Below are 19,567 nucleotides of genomic sequence, written 5' to 3' on the forward strand. Positions count from 1 at the left end.
AGTACGATGTGCTAACCTATCACTACCCAAAAACCTTCATTAATAGCGTAAATATTGCAGTTCCGATTAGACCATCAATTACTCCTGATGGGTTCGGTCGATAGACATTACTAATATAAGATAGTTTCTCTTTTGATTTTTCAACAAAGATAAAAGTATTATTTGTTAGGTCTAACTTTTCATCTAAAAAAACTTGCAGCCACATAAGTATAACTAGGCAGTTTAATATAATGGGGTAATAATAAACTTGATACAAACCAAGCAGAATAGTACGTCTTTCTTCAGAAAGCTCGTTAAAATCGTCTACTAGAAATAGTTCATCACTTATTTCTGAGTCTAGTTCTACTATAGTTTCACTAATATTTTCTTCTAAATCTGGAATGCTATCTAAATCAATTGGCACCATATCTTCGAAAGGAAAGTTCTTTAGTCTAGCTATTGCTTTAAAAGACTCGAGATTGTGTAATGACTCAAGCTGTTTCAAAGCACCTGCATATTCTGAGAATAATGAGTTAGCAAGAACTGCTTGTGATTGAGATTCTTTTGCAAGTTTAAAAGACTCATTTGCTTCGAATGCAATGCGAGCTAAATCAATAGAGTTTTTAAACGGCTCTAATGATTTCCTAGTTAGATTGACTGACGCCATAATATCTTTGTATAAATCTTTTCCTCTTATATTTTGCATTAATACCTCTGTTATAGGCAATACACTCTTATAAATATCTACTCTTCCTCTTGCTTCAAGAACTGTATCTTGAAGCGTAACCATGTCTTCAAAACCTAAATTAGCATACTTTGCTATCGTACTTTGATTTGCAAAGCTAGTAAAATCTAAATCAGCTTGTTGAAATGCTTTTCTAGCGATTTCACCAATGCTAGAAACTGAACTTATACGTTCATGTTGTTTCACTATTTCTGAGATGTTTAATGAATTTCTGATTTGATATAAAGGGTCTATTTGTTTTTGGATCTCATTAAAGCTTTCCATCGCTGATGGCTCAATCATATCTTCAAGCTGCTTCTTATCCATCCAAATGCTTCCCTTTTTTTAGCTAATTTTAAAAGTCGTTTCAAATAATTAGTAATTAGTATTTAAGGGCTGTTAGCCATATAATCAACTAAAATTTAGTTTTAAATCTTCAAACCAAAAAAACACCCAACCAAGTTGAGTGCTTTTTTATTGTTTTAAGCTAAATATTAAGCAGGATTTTTACTCCCACTCAATAGTAGCTGGTGGCTTGCTCGACACATCATAAGTCACCCGTGATACCTCGGTAATCTCATTCATAATGCGATTCGACACGGTCTCAATCAAATCATACGGCAGATGAGCAAAACGCGCAGTCATAAAGTCCACAGTCTCAACCGCACGTAGCGCAATCACCCACGCATAACGGCGGCCATCACCGACCACACCGACCGACTTGATAGGTTGGAATACCGCAAACGCTTGCGCGGTTTTCTCATACCAGCCTGATTTTTCTAACTCTTCCATAAAGATAGCATCGGCAGCACGTAAGATATCGGCAAATTCTTTGGTTACTTCGCCTAAGATACGCACGCCTAGACCGGGTCCTGGGAACGGATGACGATTAATCATTTTCGCTGGTAGACCAAGGGCAATACCCAATTTACGCACTTCATCTTTAAACAAATCACGTAACGGCTCAACCAATTCAAAGGCCAAATCATCGGGCAAACCGCCAACATTATGATGGCTTTTAATGACGTGCGCTTTACCTTGATGCGATTTTGCTGATTCAATCACGTCTGGATAAATTGTCCCTTGCGCTAAGAATTCAACGACTTTACCATCGCTTTGCTCGCTCACTTGACGGGCGCTATCGGCGAACACATCGATAAAGGTTTTGCCAATGATTTTACGTTTGGCTTCTGGGTCAGACTCGCCAGCAAGAGCCGTTAAGAATAACTCTTCGGCATCAACGCGAATCACTTTGACGCCCATATTCTCCGCGAATACTTGCATCACTTGGTCGCCTTCATGCAAACGGAGCAGTCCGGTATCGACAAACACACAAGTCAGCTGATCACCGATGGCTTTATGCAAGAGTGCCGCGACGACTGAACTGTCGACACCGCCTGATAAACCAAGTAATACTTGCTTGTCACCGATTTGCTTTTGCAATTGTTCAATACGCATATCGATAATGTTATCAGACGTCCAGCTACCGGCGCAGCCAGCAATATCATGGACAAAACGACCCAGTAGCGCCTGACCTTGCGCGGTATGAGTGACTTCTGGATGGAACTGGAGACCGTAATAATGGCGCGTATCATCCGCCATAATCGCAATCGGACAGCTTGGGGTACTGGCAACGATATCGAAGCCTTTTGGCGCATCAATCACCTTATCGCCATGACTCATCCAGACATTGAGCTTACCGGCGGCGTCTTCAATGCCGTCTATCAGCTCAGATTTGCCATCGATATTGATAGTCGATGCGCCAAACTCATGTATATCACTGGCATGAACTTGTCCACCGAAGCGCTCTGCCATCGCTTGCATACCGTAGCAAATACCTAATACCGGTACGCCTAAGTCAAACACCGCATCATTAATGCGCGGGCTGTTCTCAGCATGTACGCTCTCAGGGCCACCCGATAGGATGATGCCTTTTGCGCCAAAATCAATAATGCGCTGGCTGTTGATATCATAAGGAAACATCTCGCAGAATACGCCTGAATCACGCACCCGGCGGGCAATAAGTTGGCTATATTGCGAGCCAAAATCGAGGATTAAGATGCGGTCTTCTTTGATAGTGGGCGTGGCAGCATTGGGCGTGGTGGCGGTTGTCATAAAGGGGTGTCCATCAATAAATAATTTGGTGACCTATTTTAACAAGTTTAGGTGGGGTGATGGCGGTTAGATGTACGATTATTAATGGTTATTTTGGTTTAGATAAAGAGGGATAGTTAAAGTCTAATAACTTTTCGTAAAAAATAGTAAACTAACTATGCTGATTAAATAAAAAACAATCACTCATTTTCAATTGAAATAACCAATGGAGTTGATATAAGACCAACTAGTCTCGCCCATTTATTGCTGTAATTTTGAATTTAAACTTTAAAATAGGAGAGTAAGATGGATAGCTCTGGTAACAATCGAGATGGACAAAAAACGAATAAAAGTGCCAGATCATTCTCAAAAAAACCCCTGCCAGATTATACAACAACCAAGTCAAAGCATCATAAGCCGCCGCGTTTGGGTACCTTTAATGTCGGTATGGAAATACCTCAACGTAAGCCCGATCACGTGCCAGATACCCGTATAGATAAATTTACCTTTGGCATGGTGCTAGTGATACTTTTTAGCATCGCTATCCCTTTGATCCTCTTCCCTGATGAGGGCAAAGCTTGGGTGGGGACCGCTCGAGCTTTTGTAGGAGATAACTTTGGCTTTGCCTACTTAGCCTTTGGTGTCCTTGCCATGCTGTTCTTTATTTACATTGTGTTCTCTGATATTGGTAAGATAAAATTAGGTCGTCCAGAAGAAACCCCTGAGTTCTCCAATGCCTCTTGGGCGTCCATGATGTTTTGCGGCGGTATTGGTGCCAGTATTCTATACTGGGGGTTGATTGAGTGGGCGTATTATTATCAAAGCCCCCCTTTTAACTTAGCAGGCGGATCACCAGATTCCATCCGCTGGGCAACCACCTACGGTATGTTTCACTGGGGGCCTGTGGCTTGGGCAATTTATCTAGTACCAGCCGTCCCTATGGCTTATTTTTATTATGTACGTGAGACGCCTGTACTCAAAGTCAGCCAAACCTTAATGCCGTTATTGGGAGAAAAGCTTGCTGGCAGTAACTGGGCCAAAATGCTGGATGTGCTGTTTATCTTTGGTATGGTTGGCGGCGGCGCCACCACGCTGGGTCTCGCATCCCCACTCATCAATGAAGGGTTATATAACCTATTTGGTTTACCTCGTAATATCACCATGCAGATTGTCGTCTTATTGATTACCACGATGATTTTTGCTTATAGTGCTTATCAGGGGCTAAAAGGAGGCATTCAAAAACTCTCAAATATTAATTTTTATTTGGCCGTTGTATTCCTATTATTTATTTTGATTGTAGGTCCCACCGTATTTATTTTGAATACCGGTTTAGAAGCTCTCGGGCGGTCTATTACAGAAATGCCGCGTATGATGACCTATATTGAACCCTTTAAAGACTTCCAGAGTTTCGGCTTTGCACATACGACCTTTCCTCAGGATTGGACTGTTTTTTATTGGGCTTGGTGGTTGGTATTTGCGCCAACGATCGGGCTGTTTATTGCCAAAATATCTAGGGGACGTACTATTCGTAATATGGTCGTGGGGTCGATGTTCTATGGCTCGCTTGGCTGTGCGATGTTTATGATTATCTTAGGGAATTATGGGTTATACCTGCAATTGACTGGCACGGTAGATGTGGTTGCTATATTAAATAATGAGTCGCCCACTGCGGCCATCTTTGCCATCTTAAATAGCCTACCGATGTCTTATTTAGTCGTCGCCGTATTTACCTTTTTAGCGCTCATCTTTACCGCAACGACATTCGACTCCATCTCTTACATCTTGGCCTCCGTTGTGCAAGTAGAAGTCGATGACGAGCCCCATCGTTGGAATCGTCTATTTTGGGCATTCACTTTATGTTTATTACCTGCTATTTTGATGTTCCTAGGAGACCTACAAACCTTGCAGACCGCCTCTATCATCGCTGGTGCCCCTCTCATTATCATCTTATCTATGATGATGGTATCCGTGATTAAAGCTGCTCGCTATGATCTGTATTATCAACCTGACTATTACCTGAAAACCATTCATATCGAAGAGTTGGCCAATACGGCACCGTGGGAAGAAGGTGAAACTTCAGAATCGCTAGAAGGATCAGTATTACAACAAAATGAGGAATGGGAGCAAATGCGAGAAGATACTGAAAATGCTGAGAATGACAATGCTGAAAACAAGAAGTAATTAAGGTTTTCTCAGAGAATTAATAGGCTGAGTTACGTTTGCTAACTCAGCCTTTTTTTTTATGTGGATTTATGATGAATGGTTTGGATGTGCTGAATAACAATCTTGATTGTGGGGTAGCGGCTACGGTTGTCATAAATCGGTGGCCATCAATAGATAAAGTTGGTGACCTATTTTAATAAGTTTAGGTGAGATAATGGCAGTTAGAATTAAGATTATTCGTGACTATTTTGCTTATTACTTAGATTAGTGCTTTGGTTACTGTGGAATAAATAGTGGTGAAGGGAGCTAATCCTAATAAATAAAGCATGATATAAATTATCTCTCGACAGCATTACATAGCTTGGCTAAAGCCACAACCCGCATACTCTTATATATAATTTCCACTTTTAATATTACTAAATACTAACCTTAAATGGTATTATCCAGTTAGCTCTAAATAACGTCAACAATTTAACAAATTGTAAAGTCATTATTAATGAGCTTGTCACACCATATGACAGCTATGTAGCGTACAGCGCCAAGCGTACGGTATCACTAAGTGGCGAACTCGTTCACTGCTTTAGTAAGCTGGCTCATAGATGCGGTGCAGCACTTTTGCCCTTGCTGCCTCACACTCAAAAGGACGAAACAACATCAAGTGGTGATGACATGGTGAATATATCGAACACAGCTTTCCTGTTAAATAAACTCATTGAGCCTCTTTTATGGCTTGAAAGAGCGGTACTGATAAACAGCGCATTATCGCCAACAGCACCTCTTGCTATAGAATTATACATATTTGTAGCAATATTAATAACATTTTCACACGCATTTGTGTTATTATATAACAGTGAAATACTCCGTAAGAAAATCGCATTTTTGGTGAGAGTTGCTCTAAATAACGTCAACAATTTAATAGATTGTAAAGTTATTATTAATGAGCTTGTCACACCATATGACAGCTATGTAGCGTACAGCGCCAAGCGTACGGTATCACTAAGTGGCGAACTCGTTCACTTCTTTAGTAAGCTGACTCATAGATGCGGTGCAGCAATTTGCCTTCGTCATGATAGTCTAGTAATTAGACCTTTTACATAAGTTGCTTATTTTGCCTATAAAGCTGAATAACTATATTTTTGTAAAAGGTTTGTTTGATTAGAAGCAAGGGAGACTGTCATGACTGCTAAGGTTAAATTTTCATCCTACGTTCATAAGAATTTTAAAACCAGTCTCACTCAACTTGCTAAAAACAGGTCGAAAGCAGACAACTCCTACCATATTGACTACATCACAGTTAACGATTATTTAGATAACTTTAATGAGAATACTCTAACCACTATTTGTCATAAGATATCGCAATTGAAATACGATTGTGATGACCTAACACCTATCATCCTTCCTAAAATAACTGGTCTTAAATACAATACTATGACGATAGATAATACCCGTCTAGTTTGTGTTCCCTCTGTGCAAGATAGAATCCTCCAAAGATTATTTCTTAAATACCTTAAAAACAATTACAAGAAAATTTATAGAAAATTTTGCCAATATGACCACGCTTTGAATTCTAGCTTTCATGAGAAAGTTATAGAGAGTATTGATGATAAACCTAAGTCAACAACAATAAAAATTTCTGGTATACGAAAAGCTCTAGATGACGCTATAGAGTATCGAAACAAATATAAATATGTAGTTAAAGCAGATATCGTAAAGTTTTTTGATAATATTAATCGTGAACTCGCTATAGCAAAGTTTAAAAAAGAATTTATTGGCTTAAGCGAAGACAAGGAACTAATCGCAATTTTTAAAAGCTTCGTTTACTGTGAAGCAAATGTAAAATACGGAGACCTAAACCATAGAGGCTTGATAAAAAAATATTTGAATCAGATCAAAGGCAAAGGTATTCGTCAAGGCATGCCTATATCATCATTATGCTCTTCAATGTATTTACATGAGTTTGATAACTTAATGGTTAAAAACGACGTTCCATACATACGCTATGCTGATGACTTCCTGATTTTTGATAATTCATATAGTAGAATAGCAAATTTAAAAGATGAGGTTCGCAAGCTTTTAAAAGCTATGGAGCTAGATATTGAAAAATCAGAAGGTGTTCAGAAAACTAAGATTTACGGTAGCAATCAGAGTTTTACTTATTTAGGTTTTGATGTAATTTACTATCATAGTAAAGAGTCTTATACGCTTCAAATACCTAAAATAGTTTTTGATATTGCTAAAGAAAGAATCCATAGCTTTAATACGATGTCTAGAGTTAAACGAAAGTTAAAGAAGAAAGCAAGCTACGCTAAGCTTGACACTTACTTTGATAGACTTATCTCAGGATATACTAATTATTACAGTGAAGACTTAGCTTATAATGGTCAAGCATTTAAAAAACATCTTTTAGAGGAATCTAAAGAGGTAAGAAAAAAACTGATTACAGATAATCTAAATATAGATTTTGAAGATATCGGTTCAGCAAATAAGAGAATGTTCTTTTTTGGTGTTAAATAACTGATTACCCTCTTTATTTAATATCCATTTAGATAGTCCTACCTCCCCCTGAACTCAGCCGCCCGTCTCTCAACCATCGCCATCACCCCTTCTTTAGCATCCTCCGAATGAAATAAAGGTGGCAGATAGCTATGAATATTCGCCAATGCTACGCTTGTGCCATTACGACTGGCATCTTGTGCCGAGGATAGTAGCGCTTGCACGCCAAGCGGTGCCGACTGGCAAATTTCTTGCGCAATAGTCAACGCACGCTCATATTCGATGCGCAAACAACGACTTCACTAACTAAGTTAAGCTTATCCGCCGTTTGCGCATCGAATGCTTTGCCAGTTAATAAATACGGCATGGCTTTTTGCCAACCAGCGGCTTGTACAAAGCGTACGGTCGCCCCGCCAAACGGCATGATACCGCGTTGGACTTCCATTTGCGCAAAGTTGCAGTTACCGCTAGCAATGACCACATCACTATTTAACATCAGCTCAATCCCAGCGGTAAAACAAGTTCCTTGTACCGCAACGACGATAGGTTTCGTGCGCAATTTACCACCAATTCCCCATGGATCGATTTGACTATCGTTAAACTCAAACGCGCCTTTGTCCCATTTATCCTGTAGCTCCATCAAAGTCCAGCCCAGCAGTGAAATGCTCACCATGGGCGAAGATGAGCGCACAGCGTAGATTGTCGTCGTTATCGTAACGAGTAAGCGCATCAGACAGTTGCGCTATCATATGGCTATCGAAAGCATTGCGCTTGTCCACACGATTCAGCCCAATCAGGCAGACATAATCTTGAACTTCATAAGTGATACGGTTATTTATAGGGGTCATAGCGTTATCCTTTTAGGCTTTTTAATAATTTGATAGCGGCTCTTTCAATATAGCCAGCCATGCCGCACAACGCAATCCGCTTTATACCATATCGAGACTACTTTAATTTTATAGTATTCAGACATGTGGCACAGTGGCTGGTAAAATTTATGCAGCCTCTGGAACCACGTACAGCAAGCATATAAATTTTTACCAGCCACGACACTTATCCTAAAGCCTGTATTTAGAACTGACGCTATTAATATTACTTTTATAACCCAACGATATCCAAATGGTAGAGCGCTAAATCTGCTACACTTGCCTGTTATATCCACACATCGTAAGCTTCCCACTATGACAAGTAAGCCCATGACCAGTCACCCCAGCGCCAGTAAACATAGAAACAGATCTCCCGCTACCGCTAAAAAACTAGGCAAGCTGCATCCACGCAATCCGCACCAAGGTCGTTATGACTTTGAGGTGTTAACCCGCGCTTTACCTGAGCTTGCAGGCCACACCATTACCAATCCTAATGGCGAGCCCACTATTAATTTCTCTGACCATCAAGCCGTGCGCGTGCTCAATCAGGCGCTGTTGGTTCATTATTATGGTGTCAAGTTTTGGGATATCCCAGAAGGTTATTTGTGTCCACCGATTCCAGGACGCGCAGATTACATTCATTATGTTGCTGACCTGCTCGCGCAGACCACGCATATTAATGAAGACAATACCCCGCCTACGGGTAAGCAAATTCATGCCCTAGATATTGGTACCGGTGCCAGCGCAATTTACCCAATTATCGGTAGCCAAAGCTACGGCTGGCGCTTTACTGCGAGTGATATTGATCCAGTATCGGTTAATACCGCAGCTCTTATTTGCGAAGCAAATCCCAAATTAAAAAGCGCGGTTAAAGTAAAATTGCAGCCCCAGCCAAAGCATATTTTTACGAATATTATCGGTCGCCAAGATTATTTTGATGTGGTTATTTGCAACCCTCCCTTTCATGCCTCTCTTGAAGAAGCTATGGAAGCCAATAGCCGTAAGCAAAACAATCTACAGAAGCACCGTGCTAAGAATGACAAGGTCAATCAAAGCTTATCTAAATCTGGCGATGCCAAGCAAAACCTAAATTTTGGTGGTCAGCATAAAGAGTTGTGGAGCGAAGGCGGCGAGATTGCCTTTTTGACTAAGATGGCAAAAGAGAGTCAAGACTTCGCAGAGCACGTTGGCTGGTTTACAACCTTAGTATCTAAGTCTGAAAATATTAAACCGTTGCAGCTGTTATTAAAGCAGCTTGATGTCGCGCAAATGCGAATCATTGAGATGAGCCAAGGTCAAAAAAATACCCGTGTATTAGCATGGCGTTTCGATACTAATGAAGAGTAATATCTACAATCAGCAATGTTTAAAGAAACAGTATTAGTTAAAGTTCCACGTGAAACAAAAACACCGCTTTGGTTGCCAAAGCGGTGTTTTTTAATTATAGCATTAGAGATAGTGCTTAAATAAATAACACGCCCTCATTTCATTTAGAGTTAGCCACCTTTAATACTTCCATTCAAGGGTTGGAAATTGCCAATCGTAGCGAATAGCCAACATGCGTATGGTAAAAATCGTACTCATAACTGAGATATCAGCGACCCAATCTGTTATGCCCAAATTCTGCAGTACAAAGTAGAGAGCACCGCCAGTTAAAGCTGCGGAGATATAAATTTCTTGCTGCAGTACTAGCGGAATCTCGTTGCAGATCATATCGCGAATAATGCCGCCTACCACAATGGTAATCACCCCTAACAGTAATGCCACGGGTACATTTTCGCCCATGCTATCGGCAACCTTGACACCGATTAAAGTAAATGCTGACAGACCTATAGTATCGGAAAGTTTGAGGAACCTATCTACTCGTCTTGAGCTAGGATGAAAAAATATTTGCATCAACAATGAAGATATGGTGATGACGGTAAGGTAGTTCATATCCTCCATCCAAAATAGCGGATGACGATCCAAAATCACATCGCGTACCGTGCCGCCACCAATAGCAGTGACTACAGATACCAACAAGCAGCCGAATACATCAAAGTTTTTATGTTTGGCCAGTATCGTGCCCGAAATACTACAAGCCACAATGCCAATCATATCAAACAAATATATCAAAGAGCGCGGATCAAAAGTGGTGATCAGTGCTGCAGGGTCCAATGCGATAGCCAACATGGGCGAGTCTCATTAATATCGTAATTATTATTAAACGATATGGGGGTGTTAACTCTAAAAAATAGTCTCTGTCAGTGCCGTGGTCGAAAGTTCAATACCCCTTAATATTAAGTCATCTAATATCGATACTGCCTAATATCTCGGCTTTGTCCTGTAACCAAGTGCTGAAGCGCCAGCCTAACTAAACCCCAAACAGTCCAAAACCAGCAGTTACTGCCGTGATGACTAGGCATGCTCTCATTTACCTTTCCATTTATTATAGTTAATTATGATATTAAGTTTCACGTGAAACAAAAAAAACCGCTTTGGTAACCAAAGCGGTTTTTTTATAATTGGAAAAACTCTGATTGTTAGATGTCTAAATTAGAAACCGTCAGCGCGTTCTCTTCAATAAAGATACGGCGCGGTTCGACATCATCGCCCATTAGGCAAGTGAACATATGGTCAGCGGCGATAGCATCTTCAATCGTCACGCGTAGCATACGACGGTTTTCAGGATCCATAGTCGTATCCCAAAGCTGATCGGCGTTCATCTCGCCCAGTCCTTTATAGCGCTGAACGGCCAAACCACGACGCGCCTCTAACATCATTTGCTGCCACAAGAAATCAAAATCACGTACTGGGATGTCTTTACTAGCGCTGGTGCTATCGCGGCGGATAAAGGCACTGTCTTCTAACAGGGTGTTCCATTCCGCTGATAAGCGCAACAGACGCGCGTATTCACCTGAATTGATAAAGCTGGCATCAAGCAGATAGTTATGCGCTAATTGATGCACATAAACGGTTATGCGTGGTAGCCACTGCGCTTTAGTCGATAGCATTTCGCTATTTTCAGCTTCAGAAATAGAGCTAACCTCTCCATCAGTATCGACTTCAGCTTGTGGCTGATTCTCGGGTTGCGGCTTCATACCAAGCAAATCTGCAGTTACGGCATCAATAACCTTAGGCGTAGGCGCATGGATATTAACCAGTTCAATCTCAGGGTACAAATCACTGCCGAAGTGGTCAAGCTGAGTTTGTAAAGTGTCTCTCCAAGCTTGCATCGTCGGCTTGTCGTAAGTCATGTCAGTTGTCAGCTTTGGCGTATGTGTTAACGCATCTAGCAACACCGCAGGATAACGAATTTGCAAACGCGCTTTGATGAGCTGGGTTTGGTTATAATCATTCAGCAGCGTCTCTAACGCTTGTCCGGTAATCGCAGGCGCATCAGCACTGACATGCAGCTTAGTATTATCAATCGTTGACGATAATAGATAAGCTTTTAGCGCTTCATCGTCTTTTAAATACAGCTCTTGACGACCCTTTTTCACTTTATAAAGTGGTGGCTGGGCAATATAAATATAACCACGCTCAATCAGCTCAGGCGTTTGGCGGAAGAAGAAAGTTAATAGCAAGGTTCGAATGTGCGAACCATCGACGTCCGCATCGGTCATGATAATGATTTTATGATAACGTACTTTATCAGGGTTGTATTCATCAGGCCCGATACCACAGCCAAGCGCAGTAATCAGGTTACCGACTTCTGCAGACGATAACATCTTGTCAAAACGCGCACGCTCAACGTTAAGAATTTTACCTTTTAATGGCAAAATCGCTTGGGTCTTACGGCTACGGCCTTGCTTGGCTGAACCGCCAGCAGAGTCCCCTTCCACAATATATAGCTCCGATAAAGCGGGATCTTTTTCTTGGCAATCGGCAAGCTTACCCGGTAGACCCGCGATATCTAAAGTGGTCTTACGACGGGTCATCTCACGCGCTTTACGCGCCGCATCACGTGCCCGTGCCGCATCGATAATCTTGCCAGCGATCGCTTTACCTGCACTGGGGTTTTCTTGCAAATAATCATTAAATTTATCGTGCATGGCTGATTCAACAGCCGGTTTTACTTCGCTTGATACCAGCTTATCTTTGGTTTGGCTCGAGAACTTAGGATCAGGTACTTTAACGGAAACAATCGCCGTTAAGCCTTCACGCGCATCATCACCGGTAGCGACGATCTTCTCTTTTTTAAATAAATTTTCGCGGTCCATATAGCTGTTCAAACAGCGGGTTAATGCTGAGCGAAAGCCGGATAAATGGGCTCCACCATCCCTTTGCGGAATATTATTAGTAAAACACAGCACTTTTTCGTTATAAGTATCGGTCCATTGTAATGCCACTTCGACACTGATTCCATCAGCTTGTTCACTGACAAAATGAAACACGTCATTGACGCCCTCTTTACCGGCATTAATGTAGCTGACAAATTCTGACAAACCGCCTTTATGTTCAAACTCATGACGCTTATCAATACGCTCATCAGTTAAAATTATGCGCACGCCGGAGTTTAAAAAGGACAGCTCGCGTAAACGTTTGGCTAAAATATCATATTCAAAAACCGTACCGGTAAACACATCAGTGCTAGGATAAAAACGAATTTGAGTACCGGTTTTATCGGTCGCTTCCATCGGCTGAATATCACCATCAGGCACGCCATCAGTATAAGTCTGCTGATAATGATAGCCTTCGCGCCAGATGTTCATCTCAAGCTTTTTAGACAGCGCATTGACCACTGAGACGCCGACACCATGCAGACCGCCTGACACTTTATAGCTGTTGTCATCGAACTTACCACCCGCATGCAGTACGGTCATGATGACCTGCGCGGCTGATACACCCTCTTCTGGATGGATATCCACGGGTACACCGCGACCGTTATCGCTGACACTCACCGACTCATCATCATGAATAACGATATCGATTCGATCACAGTGACCCGCGAGCGCCTCATCGATAGAGTTATCCACCACCTCAAACACCATGTGATGCAGACCGGTACCATCATCAGTATCGCCAATATACATCCCTGGGCGCACGCGCACTGCCTCAAGTCCGCGTAATACGCGAATATCTTTGGAGCTATAATCGGACTGGTTGCTTTCAGTAACAACATCAGAGGCAAGCGTCTGAGCTGTGCTATCTGCTATCAGCTGCTCGTTGTCGATAGGTAGTGAATCACTCATAGGTATTCCTTAATCAAGCCATAATCAGCTATTTATCAGGCGCACACCACTACAGTGCGGCATAATGACGTTATCTTAGACTTAAGATATCAGGGTTAATATCTCTAATTGAAACCTAATGGAAGTATATAAAAAAATGAACGTCATTGTCTTATCAAACTAATCATTACCGTCGTTTTGTTGTAGACGTTGTTGAATAGATGACTATTGAATAAAACACTGCGTTATCAACCACTTGGCGCTTCATAACTGTGAATAAAAATAGCTATAAAGCAATTAGATAACTTACTGTAAATAGGACGAAAACAAAGCCTTATTTTAGCATTTTTTTGCCTCTAAGTCACTGTTCACTGGTGGGTTTGTGCAGACTAACGCGGTTAGCTAGAATAAAGAAAATATCGTTAGATGTGATAGAAAACATAGGCTTGGCGGACATGGATTAATGGAGATAGGAAGGAAAAGATAGTTAGTTTGGCTTAGAAAATATAAAGTGTGGCTAGGAGAAAATGAATGCTAGTAAGAAAGTGCTTACTACTATAAAGCATCAAACTAATAAGCAGAAAGCATACCTTGTTTCATGTGAAACATATTCGGCGCTGACCAATACTTATTAATTAAAGGCACAATATCATCCGTCAAACTGGTTATAAATACCTGACAAGGCAGCTTTGATAAGGTTGCTAATAGAATCTCTAACGCTCTGTCATCGAGTTCTGCGGTGATATCGTCTAGCAAAACCACAGGCGTAGTGTTTGCTTGATTGGTAATTTTCGAGGCATCTGTTATCTCTGATGCTATATCTAAGCTACTGAGCAATAAAGGTAATTGCGATAAACGTAGCGCGGTAATTAATAGCTTCTTTTCGCCACGCGACAGTACATTCGCCGCCTGCTCTTTTAGAGCCGGTAGCTTAGTATTAACATCGTTGTCAGTAACATTATGAGCGTTACTATTAGAGCGCCAATGCACATGAACATCAGCACGGTGGCTGCCAATACGGGTATAGCCCAATTGCAAATCTTGGGTTAAACGCTCTTGTAGTTGTTCATCAAAAGGAATGCTGACATCATAACCAGGACTATAGCTTAAGCTCAATTGCTGCGCATAAGTAGGTAGTAGCTGGGCGATACTTTGGGCAAAATAAGGCTGCCAGGCCTCAAAGATACGTTGGCGATAATGATGAATTAAAGCCGCATGGTTGGCCAAACCCTTATCCCATGACTTTAGCTCAGCTTGCTGGCTTTGCGACAGATGCTTGGTTTGTTTCAGGAGACTGTTGCGTTGTTTGAGCAGACGCTGATAAGCGACCCATTGCGGGTGAAAGCCTTGTTTCATGTGAAACACTAACCAATCTAATAACTGGCGACGGCTGGCACTGCCCTGCTCTAACATGTCCATGGTAGAGGGGTCGATGAGTAAGGTAGGCAGTTGTTCTGTGAGGATACTTTGATTATAAACCGTGCTTTGATTAAGGCGTAGAACAGTCGTAGCATCCGCTTGTTTTTGAATGGCTAAAGTGCTGCCATCGCTAAGCTTGGCATGCACTGTTGCTGCTGGCTGATGATGCTGTACATAGCGTTTGGGCTGGCTATGGCGAAAGCTTTTACCACGTGATAATAAGAATATCGCCTCTAACAAAGAGGTTTTACCACTACCATTCGCCCCGATAACGACATTACAGGCAGCGGCTTGCATATTGACTTGGCTGAGATTACGCAAATGCGAGACTTGTAGACGTTCAATCATAATACTTACAACCGCCCGTTTCTATTGTCTATCATCGCATGAATAAGTTGCTTTAATTAAGTGGAACTAGCTCTAATTAAATAGCTCAGTTAAGTGGCTTTAGTAATAAATACTAATCACTATATACGCATTGGCATGATGACATATTGATAAAATTCATCATTAAGCTGATTCACCAATACCGAAGCATTAGACTGACTCATATGCATTTGTAAATCGCCTTGGATAACACCGAGCACGTCTTGCAAATAAGCCGCATTGAACGACAGCTCCATCGGCTCGCCTTGATATTTAGCTTGAATCATCTCAACCGCTTCATCTTGCTCAGCGTTATTGGCACGTACTTCAACCATACCATCGCTAGCAAAATTAAACACTACTCCGCGAGACTTCTCATTACTTAAAATAGCCACACGGCGTAGCACGTCAGTCATTTTTTCTTGATTAAACAGCGCTAATTTATCAGTATTACTGGGCATAACGCGGCGGTAATCAGGGAACTTGCCATCAATAAGACGCGCGGTAAACGTAACCATTAAGTCCTGGCTCACTTGCCCTGTGCTATCCGCATCACCAAACGGTAAGCTAACCTGTAAAAATTCACGGCCAAAGCTTAGAGTCACTAGATTGTCTTGTTCGCCGAGCATTTTACCCAGCTCAGTTGCTAAACGCTCAAGCTCAATCACCGCTTTACGCGGTAAAATAGCTTGCATATTTAAGTCAGCGCTAACATCAATCACACTACGGGCTAAGGCCAATCGATGGCCATCGGTAGCAACCGTAGTTAGTTGCTGCTGAGACACGTCAAACAGCATCCCCGTTAGATAATAGCGGACATCTTGAATCGCCATTGCAAACTGGGTTTTGTGAATCAAATCCGTAAGACGGCTACGGTCAATAGTCAATGCAGTGATGTTCTCAGGATTACCTAAGCTTGGATAGTCCTCGCTTGGCAAAGTCCCTAAGGTAAAGCGGCTCTTGCCACTGGTGAGCAAACAACGCTCATTTTCTTGGCTGGCAAGGTTCAATTGTGCCTGCGCCGGTAATGACCTGCAAATGTCTTTTAACTTTATCGCTGGTAAAGTAAGCGAACCTGCTTCTATACAAGCGCCAGCTGGCAATTTTAGTATCGAGGTTAGCTCCACTTCTAAGTCAGAAGCGGTCAAAATAAGCTCAGACTCAGTCAGCTGCAGCTTGATATTACCTAAAATCACCATATTGTGGCGCTTGTCGGCGGCCTTGGCGATCAAGTTAATGGCTTTTAATAACGACTCTCGACTAAGCGATAATTGCATGCTGGGTTACTCTTATTTGAATGACTATTAATTCAGTATCTTGATATTAATACAGTATTTTTATAAAAAAATTAAATTATATCGGTAATTATTAGTCCAATAGCTAATATTTAGCCCTATTTTATTTTAAATCATTATAAACCATATTTATCCACTAAGACACTTTGTGACTGCTATTAGCTAGGCTGCTTGCAGCATCATTGCTAACGACTTGTAATCCTTATCAAAGGCAGGATCTTCTGCGCGCAGTTGCGCCACCTTATCACAAGCATGCATCACCGTCGTATGATCGCGACCGCCGAATGACTGACCGATATTTGGAAAGCTATCACCGGTTAGCTCACGCGATAATGCCATCGCTATTTGGCGGGGTCTAGCAATACTGCGTGTACGTTTGCGTCCCATAATATCTTTGACCGATACATCATAATATTCTGCAACTATTTTACGGATATTGTCCATATTAATTGCTTGAACGCGCATAGCAACAATGTCTTTTAACGCATATTGCACCATTTCCAGCGTAATCGGTGCACCTGTTAAGTTGGCATTAGCAAATACTTGGTTTAATGCGCCTTCTAAACGCCTGACGTTAGAGACCACATTTTGTGCGATGAATAATGCGCAATCTTTTGGTAACGTCATTCCGAACCATGCTGCTTTCTTTTGCAAGATTTGCACACGGGTGTCAATTTCAGGCGGTTCAACCGCAACTGTCAAACCCCAAGAAAAGCGTGAGCGAAAGCGTTCATCGAATTCAGTCATTTGTGATGGATGGCGATCTGACGCCAAAATAAGTTGTTTATCACCACTAGTAAAATCAGCAAATAAAGTTAAAAATTCATTACTACTTTTGGTTTTGCCTGCTAATACATGAATATCATCTACAATTAGTAAATCTACTTTTTTTATTTTCTTTTTAAAGTCTTCTATTTTATTATTTCTTAATGAATATACTAATTGATTAATAAATTTTTCAGAAGTGAAATAATAAAAACTTCTATTATTTTTTGAATAGCGATTTGCTACAGAATGCATTAAATGAGTTTTTCCCAAACCTGAAGAGCCATATATAAATAAAGGATTGTGACGATTTTTTGATTGCGGTTTACTAAGCTCATAACAGGCTTTATAAGCCAAATTATTTGATTTACCTGTGACAAAAGTCTCAAAAGTAAAGTCTGGATTCAGATAGCTTAACGATCTGGCGTCAGCCGCATCGGCAAGGGCGGCCTGCTTCGCCTCACTATTAACGCCAATACTACTGGTTTGGGACCTGGGGGGAGGGGAGGGATTACCGCTATCTTCAGGAAATAGGGTCTCGCCAAATAAAGTGCCAGATGCTTGAGTATTACGGTCTGTAGCTTCAGGTTCCAGATAAGCACTATGGCTGGCATTATCAACCCGAACCACGACTGCTTCGATATTACCTTGACTGTGCTTAGCTACCAGCTGCTCGATATCATGTAAATGGTTCTTTTTTATATATGAGACGAAATAATCATTGGGAGCGCGAACGATGAGTGTCTGCGCTTCTTGGTGCGCTGACAACGGTCTTAACCACATAGTAAAAACGTTGTCTTTAACGCTGTAACGCAAGTCCTCTAAGCATTTATCCCAAAGTGTGGCAGTATCTATCATGGAGAATTATAACCTTATAACCTAAAGTGATTGATCTATCGTAACGCTTATATTTAAGCAGTAAGCAAAAGCTCTAAAACTTACTTTGCCCACAAATATCATTAATATAAACTGTATTTCGAACTGGGCGCTAATCTATCACAATACCCTGTGGATAACATCCTGTTTTCTGTGGACAACCCTGTGGATATTTTTGGGGATAAGTTTAAATAAAAACTTATCCATATTCTATACACAGGTTATCCACAGGGTTACCCATAGTCCAAAGTTCTGATTTAACTAGTAAAAAACGACTTATCCATAGATAATAGGCCTCCCAACAACAACAATATCTCTATATATATAAATCATTATTATTATTGAAAACAGCTATTTCTGTGGATAACTTTAAAAAACAAAGCAGATATCAAATTTATTTTTATCATAATGAGCAAAAATTAAATACGAATTAAGTCTCATAATTGCAATAAAATGATTATCAAAAATGATGTTACTGATCAAGACTGTACGACTCTCAATATTAAAATTAGATAACGAGAATCCCAGCCAATTGACGGCAATCATTATCAGCGACAAGAACAACACCAAATTAGTTTATTGACTAAAATCAGTTGCAATGGTATAATCCTGCGTTATTACGAATTTAGTCCATTATTTGATAGGTGAGTTATGAAACGTACATTCCAACCAAGCGTCATCAAACGCAAGCGTACTCACGGTTTCCGTGCTCGTATGGCAACAAAAAAAGGCCGTCAAGTTTTAGCACGTCGCCGCGCTAAAGGTCGCCATCGTCTTACCGTATAGTTTGACTTATCGGTAACATACGATATCTATGGAACGCAGTTATCTATTTTTATAAAGCATTGACCACAACTGCCACCTAACCATATAATATCAAAAGCGCCCAAATCGGCGCTTTTTTTGTCGCTATATTTTGCTGAACTTAACCTATTCTTCTTCTCATCAACTCTGATTTCAGGTTGTATTATGTCCAACACTCTCACACCTATATCTACTACTGCATGTTTCACCAAAGCGCAGCGTCTGCTAACGTCAGCGGCCTTTCGTGAGGTCTTTGATGCACCTGACCGCAAGTTGCATCAAAGACATCTGATGGCCTTTGTACGTAGCAATACGTGTGACCAGCCGCGGATAGGAATGGCCCTTACTAAACGAAAGGTGCCTACTGCGGTTACCCGTAATTTAATTAAACGCCAAATACGTGAAAACTTTCGCTTGCAAGCTTCTAAATTAGAAAACAAAGATGTTGTTTTTATTATTAAAAATTCTGTAAAAGGATTAAGTAATAAAGAACTAAGTAATCAAATAAATAATATTTTTAAAAAGATAGAAAAAAAATAAAATGAAAAATATTAAAGATATATTAATTAT

General features: G+C 41.0%; 12 protein-coding genes and 1 pseudogene. 5 read left to right on the forward strand and 8 right to left on the reverse strand.

The window, feature by feature from the left end:
- Positions 1-22: 22 nt before the first annotated feature.
- Complete coding sequence (locus JMY06_RS01310) at positions 23-1,030, reverse strand: hypothetical protein (protein WP_201615615.1); 1,008 nt, start codon at positions 1,028-1,030, stop codon at positions 23-25.
- A 180-nt stretch (positions 1,031-1,210) separates the two neighbouring features.
- On the reverse strand, positions 1,211-2,818 hold the full coding sequence (guaA, locus tag JMY06_RS01315; protein ID WP_201615616.1) for a glutamine-hydrolyzing GMP synthase: 1,608 nt from the start codon (positions 2,816-2,818) through the stop codon (positions 1,211-1,213).
- A 285-nt stretch (positions 2,819-3,103) separates the two neighbouring features.
- On the opposite strand from guaA, the gene JMY06_RS01320 reads away from it, so the two are divergent.
- Both JMY06_RS01320 and JMY06_RS01325 read left to right on the forward strand, forming a co-directional pair.
- Positions 3,104-4,978: a BCCT family transporter gene (locus tag JMY06_RS01320; RefSeq protein WP_265087850.1), complete on the forward strand. Its 1,875-nt coding sequence runs from the start codon at positions 3,104-3,106 to the stop codon at positions 4,976-4,978.
- Between the two features lie 1,158 nt (positions 4,979-6,136).
- Entirely contained in the window at positions 6,137-7,474 is a 1,338-nt protein-coding gene (locus tag JMY06_RS01325) for a reverse transcriptase domain-containing protein (RefSeq protein WP_201528466.1), read from the forward strand.
- A gap of 38 nt (positions 7,475-7,512) precedes the next feature.
- Here the strand turns inward: JMY06_RS01325 and JMY06_RS01330 are convergent.
- A pseudogene (locus JMY06_RS01330) lies at positions 7,513-8,301 on the reverse strand (crotonase/enoyl-CoA hydratase family protein).
- Between the two features lie 333 nt (positions 8,302-8,634).
- Here JMY06_RS01330 and rlmF point away from each other — a divergent pair.
- Positions 8,635-9,666 (forward strand): 23S rRNA (adenine(1618)-N(6))-methyltransferase RlmF, encoded by a 1,032-nt coding sequence (gene rlmF, locus JMY06_RS01335; protein WP_201615617.1) that lies wholly within the window; start codon positions 8,635-8,637, stop codon positions 9,664-9,666.
- A 159-nt stretch (positions 9,667-9,825) separates the two neighbouring features.
- Here the strand turns inward: rlmF and JMY06_RS01340 are convergent, their stop codons facing one another.
- The 5 genes from JMY06_RS01340 to dnaA form a co-directional block, all read right to left on the reverse strand.
- Positions 9,826-10,491 carry a trimeric intracellular cation channel family protein gene (locus JMY06_RS01340; RefSeq protein ID WP_201528462.1) on the reverse strand — a complete coding sequence of 222 codons (666 nt, stop codon included), beginning with the start codon at positions 10,489-10,491 and terminating at the stop codon, positions 9,826-9,828.
- A gap of 350 nt (positions 10,492-10,841) precedes the next feature.
- Positions 10,842-13,475 (reverse strand): DNA topoisomerase (ATP-hydrolyzing) subunit B, encoded by a 2,634-nt coding sequence (gyrB, locus tag JMY06_RS01345; protein WP_413786877.1) that lies wholly within the window; start codon positions 13,473-13,475, stop codon positions 10,842-10,844.
- Between the two features lie 567 nt (positions 13,476-14,042).
- Positions 14,043-15,239 carry a DNA replication/repair protein RecF gene (gene recF, locus JMY06_RS01350; RefSeq protein ID WP_201615618.1) on the reverse strand — a complete coding sequence of 399 codons (1,197 nt, stop codon included), beginning with the start codon at positions 15,237-15,239 and terminating at the stop codon, positions 14,043-14,045.
- A gap of 119 nt (positions 15,240-15,358) precedes the next feature.
- Complete coding sequence (gene dnaN, locus JMY06_RS01355; protein WP_201615619.1) at positions 15,359-16,534, reverse strand: DNA polymerase III subunit beta; 1,176 nt, start codon at positions 16,532-16,534, stop codon at positions 15,359-15,361.
- Positions 16,535-16,714: 180 nt separating this feature from the next.
- Entirely contained in the window at positions 16,715-18,175 is a 1,461-nt protein-coding gene (dnaA, locus tag JMY06_RS01360) for a chromosomal replication initiator protein DnaA (RefSeq protein ID WP_201615620.1), read from the reverse strand.
- Between the two features lie 669 nt (positions 18,176-18,844).
- Here dnaA and rpmH point away from each other — a divergent pair.
- Entirely contained in the window at positions 18,845-18,979 is a 135-nt protein-coding gene (rpmH, locus tag JMY06_RS01365) for a 50S ribosomal protein L34 (RefSeq protein ID WP_007394757.1), read from the forward strand.
- Positions 18,980-19,162: 183 nt separating this feature from the next.
- Positions 19,163-19,537 carry a ribonuclease P protein component gene (rnpA, locus tag JMY06_RS01370; protein WP_201528454.1) on the forward strand — a complete coding sequence of 125 codons (375 nt, stop codon included), beginning with the start codon at positions 19,163-19,165 and terminating at the stop codon, positions 19,535-19,537.
- Positions 19,538-19,567 lie beyond the last annotated feature (30 nt).

Origin of the sequence: Psychrobacter urativorans (assembly GCF_904846675.1) — a bacterium.
Lineage (GTDB): Bacteria > Pseudomonadota > Gammaproteobacteria > Pseudomonadales > Moraxellaceae > Psychrobacter > Psychrobacter urativorans_B.